The organism is Roseovarius ramblicola (genome assembly GCF_042430665.1).
Taxonomy (GTDB): Bacteria; Pseudomonadota; Alphaproteobacteria; order Rhodobacterales; family Rhodobacteraceae; genus Roseovarius; species Roseovarius ramblicola.
In genome coordinates, this window is sequence record NZ_JBHMEC010000017.1 from 1 (window position 1) to 12,661 (window position 12,661).

General features: G+C 66.8%; 14 protein-coding genes. 4 read left to right on the forward strand and 10 right to left on the reverse strand.

What is annotated here, in order from left to right; all coding sequences use genetic code 11:
• Window positions 1–118 precede the first annotated feature (118 nt).
• Together ACFFU4_RS10595 and uvrA are read left to right on the forward strand one after the other, a co-directional pair.
• A complete protein-coding gene (locus ACFFU4_RS10595) occupies window positions 119–676 on the forward strand; it encodes a class I SAM-dependent methyltransferase (RefSeq protein ID WP_377069743.1) in 558 nt (185 codons plus the stop codon).
• A gap of 287 nt (window positions 677–963) precedes the next feature.
• Complete coding sequence (gene uvrA / locus ACFFU4_RS10600) at window positions 964–3,846, forward strand: excinuclease ABC subunit UvrA (protein WP_377069744.1); 2,883 nt, start codon at window positions 964–966, stop codon at window positions 3,844–3,846.
• 99 nt (window positions 3,847–3,945) lie between these two features.
• Here the strand turns inward: uvrA and ACFFU4_RS10605 are convergent, their stop codons facing one another.
• The 4 genes from ACFFU4_RS10605 to infC all read right to left on the reverse strand — a co-directional run bounded on the left by ACFFU4_RS10605 (window position 3,946) and on the right by infC (window position 5,960).
• Window positions 3,946–4,152 carry a YgaP family membrane protein gene (locus ACFFU4_RS10605; protein ID WP_377069745.1) on the reverse strand — a complete coding sequence of 69 codons (207 nt, stop codon included), beginning with the start codon at window positions 4,150–4,152 and terminating at the stop codon, window positions 3,946–3,948.
• 115 nt (window positions 4,153–4,267) lie between these two features.
• Window positions 4,268–4,891, reverse strand: a complete 624-nt coding sequence (locus ACFFU4_RS10610) for a DnaJ domain-containing protein (RefSeq protein ID WP_377069746.1) — start codon at window positions 4,889–4,891, stop codon at window positions 4,268–4,270.
• A gap of 165 nt (window positions 4,892–5,056) precedes the next feature.
• Window positions 5,057–5,380, reverse strand: a complete 324-nt coding sequence (locus ACFFU4_RS10615) for a DUF4177 domain-containing protein (protein ID WP_377069747.1) — start codon at window positions 5,378–5,380, stop codon at window positions 5,057–5,059.
• A 34-nt stretch (window positions 5,381–5,414) separates the two neighbouring features.
• Entirely contained in the window at window positions 5,415–5,960 is a 546-nt protein-coding gene (gene infC / locus ACFFU4_RS10620; RefSeq protein WP_377070326.1) for a translation initiation factor IF-3, read from the reverse strand.
• A gap of 218 nt (window positions 5,961–6,178) precedes the next feature.
• Here infC and ACFFU4_RS10625 point away from each other — a divergent pair, with 218 nt between their 5' ends.
• Window positions 6,179–7,093: a translation initiation factor 3 gene (locus ACFFU4_RS10625; RefSeq protein ID WP_377069748.1), complete on the forward strand. Its 915-nt coding sequence runs from the start codon at window positions 6,179–6,181 to the stop codon at window positions 7,091–7,093.
• A gap of 77 nt (window positions 7,094–7,170) precedes the next feature.
• On the opposite strand, the gene ACFFU4_RS10630 is transcribed toward ACFFU4_RS10625, so the two are convergent.
• The 6 genes from ACFFU4_RS10630 to cobA all read right to left on the reverse strand — a co-directional run bounded on the left by ACFFU4_RS10630 (window position 7,171) and on the right by cobA (window position 12,012).
• Window positions 7,171–8,025: a ferredoxin--NADP reductase gene (locus ACFFU4_RS10630; protein WP_377070327.1), complete on the reverse strand. Its 855-nt coding sequence runs from the start codon at window positions 8,023–8,025 to the stop codon at window positions 7,171–7,173.
• A 74-nt stretch (window positions 8,026–8,099) separates the two neighbouring features.
• A complete protein-coding gene (locus ACFFU4_RS10635) occupies window positions 8,100–8,504 on the reverse strand; it encodes a DUF934 domain-containing protein (RefSeq protein ID WP_377069749.1) in 405 nt (134 codons plus the stop codon).
• On the reverse strand, window positions 8,501–9,235 hold the full coding sequence (locus tag ACFFU4_RS10640) for a phosphoadenylyl-sulfate reductase (protein ID WP_377069750.1): 735 nt from the start codon (window positions 9,233–9,235) through the stop codon (window positions 8,501–8,503). Before ACFFU4_RS10640 ends, ACFFU4_RS10635 begins: the two co-directional genes overlap by 4 nt.
• A complete protein-coding gene (locus ACFFU4_RS10645; RefSeq protein ID WP_377069751.1) occupies window positions 9,222–10,892 on the reverse strand; it encodes a nitrite/sulfite reductase in 1,671 nt (556 codons plus the stop codon). The genes ACFFU4_RS10640 and ACFFU4_RS10645 overlap by 14 nt, the downstream gene beginning before the upstream one ends.
• A gap of 30 nt (window positions 10,893–10,922) precedes the next feature.
• Window positions 10,923–11,234, reverse strand: coding sequence for a DUF2849 domain-containing protein (locus tag ACFFU4_RS10650; protein WP_377069752.1), 312 nt, complete (start codon window positions 11,232–11,234; stop codon window positions 10,923–10,925).
• Window position 11,235: 1 nt separating this feature from the next.
• A complete protein-coding gene (cobA, locus tag ACFFU4_RS10655; RefSeq protein ID WP_377069753.1) occupies window positions 11,236–12,012 on the reverse strand; it encodes a uroporphyrinogen-III C-methyltransferase in 777 nt (258 codons plus the stop codon).
• Between the two features lie 146 nt (window positions 12,013–12,158).
• Here cobA and ACFFU4_RS10660 point away from each other — a divergent pair, with 146 nt between their 5' ends.
• A complete protein-coding gene (locus ACFFU4_RS10660) occupies window positions 12,159–12,620 on the forward strand; it encodes an Lrp/AsnC family transcriptional regulator (RefSeq protein ID WP_377069754.1) in 462 nt (153 codons plus the stop codon).
• Window positions 12,621–12,661: the final 41 nt, after the last annotated feature.

Here is a 12,661-nt window from a genome sequence, read left to right on the forward strand (position 1 = left end):
TCGCCCCATGCCCCGCCGTCCCCAACCTCTTCTCGGTCGTCGACGACGCCTAAAACCTTGCCGGGCGCGCGAGGCTCGGGCACGGTGAACCTTCGGACGCCGCAGGGAGGCCCGTCGCTTGGCCAGTCTCAACCGCATCGTGATGCAGAAGGCCACCCGCCGCTGGATCGAGGCGCTGGCGCCCGAAACGCTCGACGCCGCCGAGATATCGGGCAAGTTCGGGCGGCGATTTGCCTTTCGCAGCTACACGCGTTTTCGCTACCCGCGTCACGACATCTGCGCGGGGCCGTTCACCGACGGTGCGGGCGAGGTGCAGCAATTCGACCTCATTCTCGCCAATCAGGTGTGGGAGCATCTCGACCGGCCCTACGCCGCCACGCGCCACGTGCGGCAGATGCTGCGCGGTGATGGATGGTTCTGGCTCGCCGTGCCGTTCTACATTCCCTGGCACGGCGATCCGGTGGATTGCTCGCGCTGGAGCGCGCGGGGGCTAAAGAACCTGCTGATCGAGGCCGGGTTCGCGCCGGAGCGGATCACCGCCCGGCAATGGGGCAATCGTGCCGCCGCGCGGCGAAACATGAAAGGGCCGTGGCCGCCGCCTTACGACCCGGAGACGGACGACCTGACCGACGATCCCGATTTCCCGGTCTGCGCGTGGGCGCTGGCGCAGAAATAGGACGGTGGGGGGCGCAGTCCTGGCCTGGAGGGGACGTTCGCCTCTCTTATTCCGGCGCGGCTCATGCCCAATGCCCCCTTCAGGCCCATAGTGTTGACAAAGCCAGTTCGCGGAAGGGCGGCTTGATCGAACGTTATTCCAGGATTTGGAGACGGTTTCCGGATTGCGGCGTTCCCGAACCAATCGGCCAGCCTCACCCCCCCGCCGCGTTCACTATCCGTTCACAATTTCGACTTGGACGACTCACCGCGCTCCTCTATGTCATGTCGGGTGGCAAGGGGGTCAGGATGGCCGAACTCAGGACGATCTCGGTGCGCGGCGCGCGCGAACATAACCTCAAGAATATCGACGTGGACATTCCGCGCGACCAACTGGTTGTGATCACCGGGCTTTCCGGTTCGGGCAAGTCGTCGCTGGCATTCGACACCATCTATGCCGAGGGGCAGCGGCGTTATGTCGAATCGCTCAGTGCCTATGCGCGGCAGTTCCTCGACATGATGGAAAAGCCGGATGTGGACCACATCAGCGGGCTGAGCCCGGCGATTTCAATCGAGCAGAAGACGACGTCGAAGAACCCGCGTTCGACCGTCGGCACCGTGACCGAGATTTACGACTACATGCGGCTGCTCTTTGCCCGCGTCGGCACGCCCTATTCCCCCGCCACCGGCCTGCCTATCGAGGCGCAGCAGGTGCAGGACATGGTGGATCGCGTGATGGCGATGGAGGAGGGCACGCGCGCCTATCTGCTGGCCCCGATCGTGCGCGACCGCAAGGGCGAGTACCGCAAGGAATTCCTGGAACTGCGCAAGTCCGGCTTTCAGCGGGTCAAGGTGGATGGCGAATTCTACGAGTTGGATGAGCCGCCCACGCTCGATAAGAAATTCCGCCACGACATCGACGTTGTGGTCGACCGGCTGGTGGTGAAGGCGGGGCTGGAGACGCGACTGGCCGACAGCCTGCGCACCGCGCTCGATCTGGCCGATGGCATCGCCGTGCTGGAAACCGCCCCGCGCGAGGGCGAGCCGGAGCGGATGACCTTCTCCGAAAAATTCGCCTGTCCGGTCAGTGGCTTCACCATCCCCGAGATCGAGCCGCGGCTGTTCTCCTTCAACGCGCCGTTCGGGGCCTGCCCGGAGTGTGACGGGCTGGGGGCGGAGCTGTTTTTCGACGAGAAACTGGTGGTCCCGGACGAGGCGCTGCGCATCGGTGACGGGGCCATCGCGCCCTGGCGCAAGGGCAAGAGCCCCTATTTCACCCAGACCATCAACGCCATCGCCAAGCACTACGAGTTCGACAAGGCGACCCCTTGGCGCGACCTGCCCGCGCATGTGAAACAGGTGTTCCTCTATGGCTCGGGCGACGAGGAAATCCCGTTCCGCTATGACGAGGGCGGTCGTGTCTATCAGGTCAGCCGCGTGTTCGAGGGGGTGATCCCCAACATGGAGCGGCGCTATCGCGAGACGGATTCGAACTGGATTCGCGAGGAATTCGAACGCTACCAGAACAACCGCCCGTGCGGCGCCTGCGGCGGGTATCGGCTGCGGGAAGAGGCCTTGGCGGTGCGGATTGGTCCCGCCAAAGGCGGGCGTGACCAGTGTCTGCACGTCGGGCATGTGGTGCAGATGTCGATCCGCGAGGCGCATGACTGGTGCGAGACGGTGCCGGAGCACCTCGGTAAGCAGAAGAACGAGATCGCGCGCGCCATCCTCAAGGAAATTCGCGAGCGGCTCGGCTTTCTCAACAATGTGGGCCTCGACTACCTGACGCTCAGCCGCAACGCCGGCACGCTCAGCGGGGGCGAGAGCCAGCGGATCAGGCTGGCGAGCCAGATCGGGTCGGGCCTGACGGGGGTGCTCTACGTGCTCGACGAGCCCTCTATCGGGTTGCATCAGCGCGATAACGGCCGGCTCTTGCAGACGCTGCGCAACCTGCGCGATCAGGGCAACACGGTGATCGTGGTCGAACATGACGAGGAGGCGATCCGCACCGCCGATTACGTCTTTGACATCGGCCCCGGGGCGGGGGTGCATGGCGGCCAGGTGGTCAGCCATGGCACGCCCGATCACGTCGCCGCCGACGCGGCCTCGATCACCGGGCAGTACCTCTCGGGCACGCGCGAGATTGCCGTTCCGCCCAGGCGGCGCAAGGGCAACCGCAAGAAACTGACCGTGGTCAGGGCGACGGGCAACAACCTTCGGGATGTCACCGCCGAGTTTCCGCTTGGCAAGTTTGTCTGCGTGACGGGGGTGTCGGGCGGGGGCAAGTCGACGCTGACCATCGAGACGCTGTTCAAGACCGCCTCGATGCGGCTCAACGGCGCGCGGCAGGTGCCCGCGCCCTGCGAGACGATCAAGGGGCTGGAGCATCTCGACAAGGTGATCGACATCGACCAGCGCCCGATCGGGCGCACGCCGCGCAGTAACCCGGCGACCTATACGGGGGCCTTCACCCCCATTCGCGACTGGTTCGCCGGGCTGCCCGAGGCCAAGGCGCGCGGCTACAAGCCGGGGCGCTTTTCGTTCAACGTCAAGGGCGGGCGCTGCGAGGCGTGTCAGGGCGACGGGCTCATCAAGATCGAGATGCATTTCCTGCCGGACGTCTATGTCGAATGCGAGACCTGCAAGGGCGCGCGCTACAACCGCGAGACGCTGGAAATCCGCTTCAAGGGCAAGAGCATAGCGGATGTTCTTGATATGACGGTGGAAGAGGCGCAGGACTTTTTCCGCGCCGTGCCGTCGATCCGCGAGAAGATGGATGCGCTGATGCGTGTGGGCCTCGGCTATATCAAGGTGGGCCAGCAGGCGACGACGCTCTCGGGCGGCGAGGCGCAGCGGGTGAAGCTGTCAAAGGAACTGGCCAAGCGCTCCACGGGGCGCACGCTCTATATCCTCGATGAGCCGACGACGGGGCTGCACTTCGAGGATGTGAAGAAGCTCTTGGAGGTGCTGCACGAACTGGTGGAGGCCGGCAATACCGTGGTGGTGATCGAGCACAATCTCGACGTCATCAAGACCGCCGACCATATCATCGACATCGGTCCCGAGGGCGGCGATGGCGGCGGCGAGATCGTCGCCGTCGGCACGCCCGAAGAGGTGGCCGAGATCGCACGCAGTCATACCGGACGCTACCTCAAGGACATGCTGAACGCGCGCAAGGTGGCGGCGGAATAGGCCCCGCGCCATCCGCGATCCGTCATCATCCGGCTTGACCGGATGATCCCCTGCGACCGGAGATCCTCGGGTCAGGCCCGAGGCTCGCCGCGCGGTCGCTCATTTCCTGTCCAGCGGGCAGGTGGACATCCCGAGGATCGAATAGAGCGGGCAGGTGGACATCAACCCGGTGACCAGCGGGACGATACCGATGAGGTAAAGCCAGCTATAGGCCCCCTCGCGATTGACGAAAAAGGCCGCGATCAGAGCGAGGCCGAGGATCACGCGCAGCGCGCGGTCGATGGAGCCGACGTTTTTCTTGAGCATGGTGTCACCTTCGTGTTCGGGGCGCGCGAAAAGCGCCTGTTGACGGAGGTGAGTATGCGCCGGACAGACGGGCACCGTCTGTGATCTGGTCACGCGGGCGGGCGGAATGCCTGCCTCATTTGAAGTTGCGGCTGTCCTTGACCTGGTCCCAGGCCCACATCACCTGTTGCAACTGTTCCTCCTGGCTGCGGTCGCCGCCGTTGATATCGGGGTGCAGCACCTTGATCAGCGACTTGTACGCCTTGCGAAGGTCGGCCTTGGACCAGTCATCGGCAGCCTCGAGGATTTCCAGCGCGCGCCGCTCGGTGGGGGGCAGCTTGCGCTTGCCGGTCTGCCGGCGGCCCGGGTTGCGGGTGGCGTTCTCGCCCAGCACCTGGTGCGGGTCCTCGATACCCAGCCGTGCCCAGGCGCGCGCCTCCGGGTCGTTGAACCGCTTGGTATCGCGCTCCCAGACCTTGTCACGCGACATCTGCGCGTTGATTTCGGCCTCGGTGGTGCTCTCGAAGAAGTTCCACTTGAGATTGTATTCGCGCACATGCTGCTGGCAGAACCAGAAATACTCGTCGAGCAGGTCCGGCGACTTGGGCGCGCGGTAGAGCCCTGCCTCCTCGCAGCCCTCGTGCTCGCACACGCGGGTCGAGGTTTCCGATGCGCCAGACATCGCCCGCCGCCCGCGCGGCTTCTTGCGCTTGGCAGAGGAAACGGACAGATCGAAGCCGAAGGGGTCAGTCTTGGACATGCGCGAACCTTTCCGAGTCAGGGCGCAGAGTGTATGCCAAAACGCGGCAAATAGAAGGGGGGAGCGGCAAAAAATCGCGTGACACCCGCGCGACGAACGGTGCGCAGCCGGTGCCGCGAAACCAGCTTAGCAGACTGACTGAAAAGCAGTTCTACAGCCGCGTTCTCAATCCTCGGGGCGATCCGGCGTCAGCGACCGCGCCACGTCTTCGGCTACGACTTCGGGGGTCGGGCCGGACGCGGGCGGGGTGGCGGGCACGAGGGCGCGTTCGAACACCAGAACCGAGCGGTAGACCGTGGCGGTCGAGGCCAGTCCCCGCCGCTGCTCGCCGGGCAGGATGTCGCTGCGCAGATAGCGCCAGCCATCGCGCGCCATCTCGTTGAGCAGATCCTCGATGCCGAGCGCGAAGCGGTCCTCGGGTGTTCTGACGCCGGGCGCCTTGCGCCCGCGCGTCGGGGCGGGCAGAACACGATACTCGTATCCGGCCACGCCGCCGCTCACCGTGCCGTGGCGCGGGCGCGGGTCACTTCGCCCCCGGGCCGATGATCATGATCATCTGGCGGCCTTCCATCTTGGGCATGTTCTCGATCCGGCCCACGCCCTCGACATCGCCCGCGATCCGCTCGAGCAGGTCGCGCCCGAGATTCTGGTGCGCCATCTCGCGGCCGCGAAAGCGCAGCGTCACCTTGACCTTGTCACCCGCCTCGAGGAATTTGAACACGTTGCGCATCTTGACGTCATAGTCATGCGTGTCGGTGTTGGGGCGGAACTTCACTTCCTTGACCTCGATGGTCTTTTGCTTCCTGCGCGCCTCGGCCTCGCGTTTCTGCTGTTCGTACTTGTACTTGCCGAAATCCATGATCTTGCAGACCGGCGGCTGCGCGTTGGGAGAAATCTCCACGAGGTCGAGCCCGACCTCTTCGGCCATCTCGAGCGCCCGGGCGGGCGAGACAACCCCGACATTCTCGCCGTCGGCGCCGATGAGGCGGATTTCGTCGCTGCGGATGCGGCTGTTGACGCGGGGTCCGGTGTCGCGCGTCGGAGGCGCGTTGTGAGGTCTGCGGGCTATGGCTTCGGTCCTTGTGTCGTTGCGTTCGGTGGATGGATTTGACGGTGGAAGTTAAACGGCGGGGCGGCGGCTTTCAAGCGGCAAAATCCGGCCCAATGGGGCCCGGGGAGCGGTTTTTCCTCTTGTGGTGGTGCTGCAATGTCCTCATTTGTGACGCAGGGCTGATAGAGGGGCGCGCACCGGACCGCGCCGCCCCGCGATATTTGTGGGAGATGGCGATGAAGAACATTGTTTGGATCGTGGTGGCCGTCGTGGTGATCGGTGGCGGGTACCTTCTGTTGACCGGCAAGTCGGTGACCGAGGTGGTCGAGGAGGTCTCGCAGGGCGAGATCGACGCGCCCGAGGCGCTCGAAGAGGCCGAGACGGCAGCGGGCGAGGCGGTCGAGGCAGCGGAACAGGCCGCAAGCGAGGCGGCCGATACCGCGACCGAGGCCGCAAGCGACGCCGTGGATACCGCGACCGACGCGGCCGGCGAGGCCGTCGAGACGGTGACCGATACCGCGCAGGACGCGGCGCAGGGCGCGAGCGACGCCGCCGGTGCGGTGGTGGAGACCGCGGAGGATGCGGCCGGAGAGGCCGCCGAGACCGTGACCGATACCGCGACTGATACAGTCGAGGCCGCGGAAGAGGCAGCCGGACAGGCCGTCGAGGCCGCGACCGGCGCGACGGATGCGGCGGGCGACGCGGCAAGTGAGGCCGCCGACGCGGCGACCGACACCGCTACCGACGCCGCTGACGCGGCGGCGGAGACGGCCACAGAGACGGGCGCTGACGCCGCCGACATGGCCACCGACAGCGCCACTGATGCGGCCTCGGACACCGCCGACTCGGCCACCGATGCGGCCTCGGACGCGGTCGAGGCCGCAGACGCCGCGACCGAACCGGCCGCCGAGGCCGCGCAGGAAGATATCGCCGACAGCCTGCCGGACCCGGAGGCGTCAGGGGCCACGGACGCCCCCGAGGCGCTGACTGCCGACGGCTTTGACCTCGAGCGCGCGGTAAGCGTGATCGAGGGGGCCGATCTCGGGGCGATGCAGGAGAACCTGCTGATCGAGGGGATCAAGGCGGCGCAGGACAACCCCGAGATGCTCCGGGGCGCGCTCGAGGCGGCGCGCGAGGCGCTCGGCTACTGAACCTGCACCTGACATGAAGAAACCCGCGCAAGGCACTGACCTTGCGCGGGTTTTCGTTTTCCAAAAGGCGTCTCGTATCAGTCGAGAAACGCCTTTTCCACGACGTATTCCTTCGGCTCTGAATTGGCCCCCTCACGCAGGCCGTATTCCTCGAGCATCGCCTTGATCTCGAGGTTGAAGGCGAGGTTGCCGCAGACCATCGCGCGATCCGTCCCCGGTTCGAGCGGCTTCACGCCGAGATCGTCGAACACCTCGCCCGAGCGCATCAGGTCGGTGATGCGGCCCATCTTTGGGCTCTCTTCGCGGGTCGTGGTGGGGTAATAGCGCAGCCGGTCGGCAAAGCCCTCGCCGATCAGCTCTTCCAGCATCTCGTCGCTGCGGATGCTCTCGATCAGCTCGCTGCCATAGGTCAGCTCGCCCACCTCGCGGCAGGTATGGGTGAGGATCACCTCCTCGTAATCGGTATAGGTCTGCGGGTCGCGCAGCAGCGAGGCGAAGGGCGCGATGCCGGTGCCGGTGGCAAACAGCCACAGCCGCTTGCCGGGCAGCAGCGCGTCATGGACCAGCGTGCCCACCGGCTTGGGCCGCAGGATGATCTCGTCGCCCGGCTCGATATGCTGGAGCCGCGAGGTGAGCGGCCCGTCCTGCACCTTGATCGAGTAGAATTCGAGCTCGTCATCCCAGGACGGCGAGGCGATGGAATAGGCCCGCAGGAGCGGCTTTTCGCGGCCCGTCTTCTCGTCCTTTTGCATCAGCCCGATCATCACGAACTCGCCCGAGCGGAAGCGCAGGGACGCGGGCCGTGTCACACGGAACGAGAATAACCGGTCGGTGTAATGCCGGACTGCGGTCACGGTCTGCGCGTCTGGCAGGGTCGGAGTCCTGGGGGCCTTGGCGGCGCTGGATTGGGTCACGGGGCTCATCTCGGTCATGGTGTCACTCATGCCGGTCCGTCTAAACCGACATCCTCTTCTAATCTTTGACCTAGGTCAGGTGAAGGCGATATTCAGCCGCGCAGCCGCGATTGATAGTCATGCGCGCGCCAATCGGCGCGGGACTGCCACTGATCTTCGGGCTGACGGGCGGCGAGATCGTCGGAAATCTCGACCTCGTCGAAGCCCGCGCGCCGCGCCATCGCGTATTGGTCGGCGATCACGTGGCCGACGGCGCGCAGCCGCCCCCGGTAGCCCATCAGCCGCAGCCGCCGCGCGATGCTGAAGCCGCGCCCGTCCGCGAAGCTGTCGAAATTCACGCGGATGAGCGGCGTGTCGCGCAGCCGTCCGGCCAGCTCCATCGGGTCGGCGCTGCCGGGCAGGTTGATGCCGACGCCGGGGCGGGCATCCTCGAGCGCCACGATGGGCGCGGTCCAGTCATCGGGGCCGAAGCCCCGGTCGGTGACGATGGTGCTCATGCGGAGACTCCCTTGGGTATCACACGGCCATCCACGATGTGGATGCCGCATTCGGTCTTGTCGTGATCGCGCCAGCGGCCGGCGCGCGGATCCTCGTCCGCGCGGACCGGGGTGGTGCAGGGCATGCAGCCGATGGACGGATAGCCGCGATCCACCAGCGGGTGCCGGGGCAGGCGGTTTTCTTCCATGTAGGTCTGCACGTCCTCGCGCGCCCAGTGGGCCAGCGGGTTGACCTTGATGCGCCCGGTGCCGTCCTCGATCTCGAAGAAATCGAGCGCGGCGCGGGTGCCGGACTGATAGCGCTTGCGGCCCGTAATCCAGCCGTCGAAGCCCTGCAGCGCGCGCAGCAGCGGCCGGGTCTTGCGCAGGGCGCAGCAGGCGTCGGTATCGCGTCGGTGCAGCGTCTGTTCCGGGTCGGTGCGCGCGAGGTCCTGCGCGTCGGGCCGAATGATGCGGAGATCCCGCAGCCCCAGCCGCTCGGCCACCTCCTGCTGGTAGACCAGCGTCTCGGCAAAGAGCATCCCGGTCTCGAGGAAGATCACCGGCGTCTCGGGCCGCGTCACCGCCACCATGTGCAGCAGCACCACCGATTCGGCTCCGAAGCTCGACACCAGCGCCAGCCGCCCCGCCTCCGGGTCGGCCAGCGCGTGGGCCAGCACCGCTGTTCCCGAATGGTGGCGGTAGCGCGCGTTGAGCGCGGTCACGCGGTCGGTCAGGTCATTCCGCGGCATGGGCGCGTGCCTCCTGATCGTAGAGGGCGGACTTGAACGGGGCGAGGCCGAGACGGCTGTAGGTCTCGAGGAAGGTCTCCTCGGGCCCCTCGCGCAGGTCGAGATAGGCGAAGATGAGCCGCTCGATGGCGGGCACGATCTCGTCATAGGCGAAACCCGGCCCGGTGCGGGTACCGATCGCCGTGCTCTCGGAGGCATCGCCGCCGAGGGTGATCTGGTAGTTCTCCACCCCCGCCCGGTCGAGGCCGAGAATGCCGATATGGCCCATGTGGTGGTGCCCGCAGGCGTTGATGCAACCCGAGATCTTGATCTGGAGATGGCCCACGTCATGCTCGATCTTGAGCTCTTCCAGCCGGGTTGCGATGCCCTGGGCCACGGGGATCGAGCGGGCGGTCGCGAGCGCGCAGTAATCCATGCCGGGGCAGGCGATGATGTCGGAGGCGAGGCCGATGTTGCCGGTGCCCAGCCCCGCCTCGCGCAGCGCGGCGTGGACGGCGGGGATATCCGACAGCGCCACATGCGGCAGCACGAGGTTCTGCGCGTGGCTCACGCGGATGTCATTGTGGCCATAGCGCTCGGCCAGGTCGGCCACGAGGCGCATCTGATCGGCCGAGGCATCGCCGGGCGTCGCGCCATGCGCCTTGAGGCTGATGGTGACGATGCCGTGATCGGGGTGGCGATGCGTGGCCACGTTGGTATCCGTCCAGGCGCGGAACACCGGGTCGGTGTCGCGCGCGGCGTAATAGATGTCCGCGTCGCGCCCGGGCAGGCGCGGCGTGACGAAACGCCCGCGGATATCGGCGAGCCAGTCCTGATCGACGCCGGTAAAGGCGGCGCGGCGGGCCGGGAATTCGGCCTCGACCTCGTCGCGAAACGCGTCAAGCCCGTGCTCGTGCACGGTGATCTTGATGCGCGCCTTGTATTTGTTGTCGCGCCGGCCCATGCGGTTATAGGTGGCGACCGTCGCCTCCAGATAGGGCAGCAGGTCTGCCTCGGGCAGGAACGCGCGCAGCAGCCGCGCCACCATCGGTGTGCGCCCCATGCCGCCGCCGACCCAGATCTCGTAGCCGCGCGCGCCGTCCCGCGCCACCAGCCTGACGCCGATATCGTGGCTCTTCATGACCGCGCGGTCGGTCTCGGACGCGATCACCGCGATCTTGAACTTGCGCGGGAGAAACTGGAATTCGGGATGGTCGGTGGACCATTGCCGGATCAGTTCGGCCACCGGGCGGGGATCCGCGATCTCGTCCGTGGCGGCCCCGGCGAAGTGATCGGAGGTCACGTTGCGGATGGTGTTGCCGGAGGTCTGGATGGCGTGCATCCCGACCTCTGCCAGCGCATCCAGCATGTCGGGAACGTCGCGCAGGCGCGGCCAGTTATACTGGATGTTGGTGCGGGTGGTGAAATGGCCATAGCCCTTGTCCCACCGCTCGGCGATATACGCCATCTGGCGCAGCTTGGCCGGGTCGAGCGAGCCATAGGGCACCGCCACCCGCAGCATGTAGGCGTGCAGTTGCAGGTAGAGCCCGTTCATCAGGCGCAGCGGGCGGAACTCGTCCTCGGTGAGGCTTCCGTCGATGCGCCGCTCCACCTGCGTGCGGAACTGGCGGTTGCGCTCGGCGAGGAAGGCGTGGTCGAACTCGGTATAGCGGTACATGACTGCTCCTTGTCTCTGGAACGTCCCGGGTCAGGCCCGGGACAGTCCTTCGGACTGCTTGCCGTGAAAGCGGTTGGATGGGCCGGTGGCGCGGAACGCCTCGCGGAAATGGGCGGGCTCCGGCCCCTGTGCGCCGGGGCGCATGTCGGCGAGATAGGCACCGACCACCTCGGCACCGCGCGCCTGCGCCTGCAACAGGCGCAGCTCGGCATCGGCCTCGTCGGTCAGAAGCTCGGCCCTGGCGAGGTCCCGCGTCCAGCGATCCTCGGCGGTGAGGTAGACCACATCGCCCTCGATGAGGGCATTGGCGGTGACGACCTTGGGGGTAAAGGCGCGGGGCATGTCAGGCAAGCTCCTGTATGGTCTGCGAAATCCTTGAACGCGCCGCGCGCGGGGCGAGGCCGAGGAAGGTGAGCGCCGGGCCCGTGAGACCGGCCTCATTGAGGGCCGGTGGCCAGTCGGCGAGGGTGGTGGCGAGGATACGCTCGTCGGGGCGGGCGGCGTTCTCGACCAGCGTCACGGGGGTATCGGGGGCCGCGCCGTGCATCATCAGGCGGCCCTGCACATAGCGCGCCGCGCGCTTGGCCATGTAGAGCGCCGCCACCTCGCCGGGACGCGCCAGCGCCCGCCAGTCGTGATCGGCGAAGCCCTGCATGTCGTGGCCGGTGAGCAGGCGGATACCGGAGTTGCGCCCGCGGCTTGTCAGGCTCTGGCCGATGGCGGCGGCGGCGGCGGAGGCGGCGGAGACGCCGGGGACGATTTCGTAAGCAATGCCAGCGGCTTCGAGTGCCGCGACTTCCTCTTCGAGACGGCCGAACAGGACCGGGTCGCCGCCCTTGAGCCGCACCACGCGCGCGCCGGTGCGGGCGTGGCCGGTGATCAGCGCGTTGATCGCGTCCTGCGGGGTGGCGGGGCCGAAGCCCTGCTTGCCCGCGGCGATGACGTGGGCCTGCGCTGGCGCGAGGGTGAGGATGTCGTCGCTCACCAGCCGGTCGTGGATCACCACGTCGGCGGACTCGATCAGGCGCAGGGCGCGGATCGTGAGCAGGTCTGCCCCGCCGGGGCCCGCGCCGACGAGGGCGACGGGCACGACGTGGCGGGAGGCGGGCTGGATGGGCATGGCGACGCGGGTCCGGTGTGGTTTGACGTTGCCGCCAATATAGGAAATATTCCCGTATTAACGCCATATGCCGCGCCGAATAAGGACGTGTGTTCCAATTCAGCGTGGTGAATGGCGGAATGTTCCGAATTTGGAGGACAGTTGGGATGACGATCCGGATAGACGAGCTTGACCGGAAAATCCTTGGGGAGCTTCAGCGCGACGCGGCGCAATCGCTCGACGATATCGCCCGCGCCGTGGGGTCCTCGAAGACGCCGGTCTGGAACCGCATCCGCAAGATGCGCGAGGGCGGCGTCATCCGTAGCCAGACGGCGCTGCTCGACCCGGAGGCGCTGGGGCTGGAGGCGTGTTTCTTCGTGCTGGTGCGCACCTCCGAGCATGACGCGGCGTGGCAGGCGAAGTTCCTGGAAACGCTCAGGAAACGCCCCGAGGTGATGGAGGCGCACCGGCTGGCAGGCGATATCGACTATATCCTCAAGGTACGCGTCAGCAACGCCCGCGCCTATGACCTGTTCTATCAGGCGCTGATCGCGGAGGTGAAGATCCACACGGTGACCGCGCTTCTGTCGATGGAGGAGATCAAGTCGACCACCGCGCTGCCGCTGTGAGCGGAAGAGGGGGCGCCGCCCCCGCCGACCCTGCGGGCCGA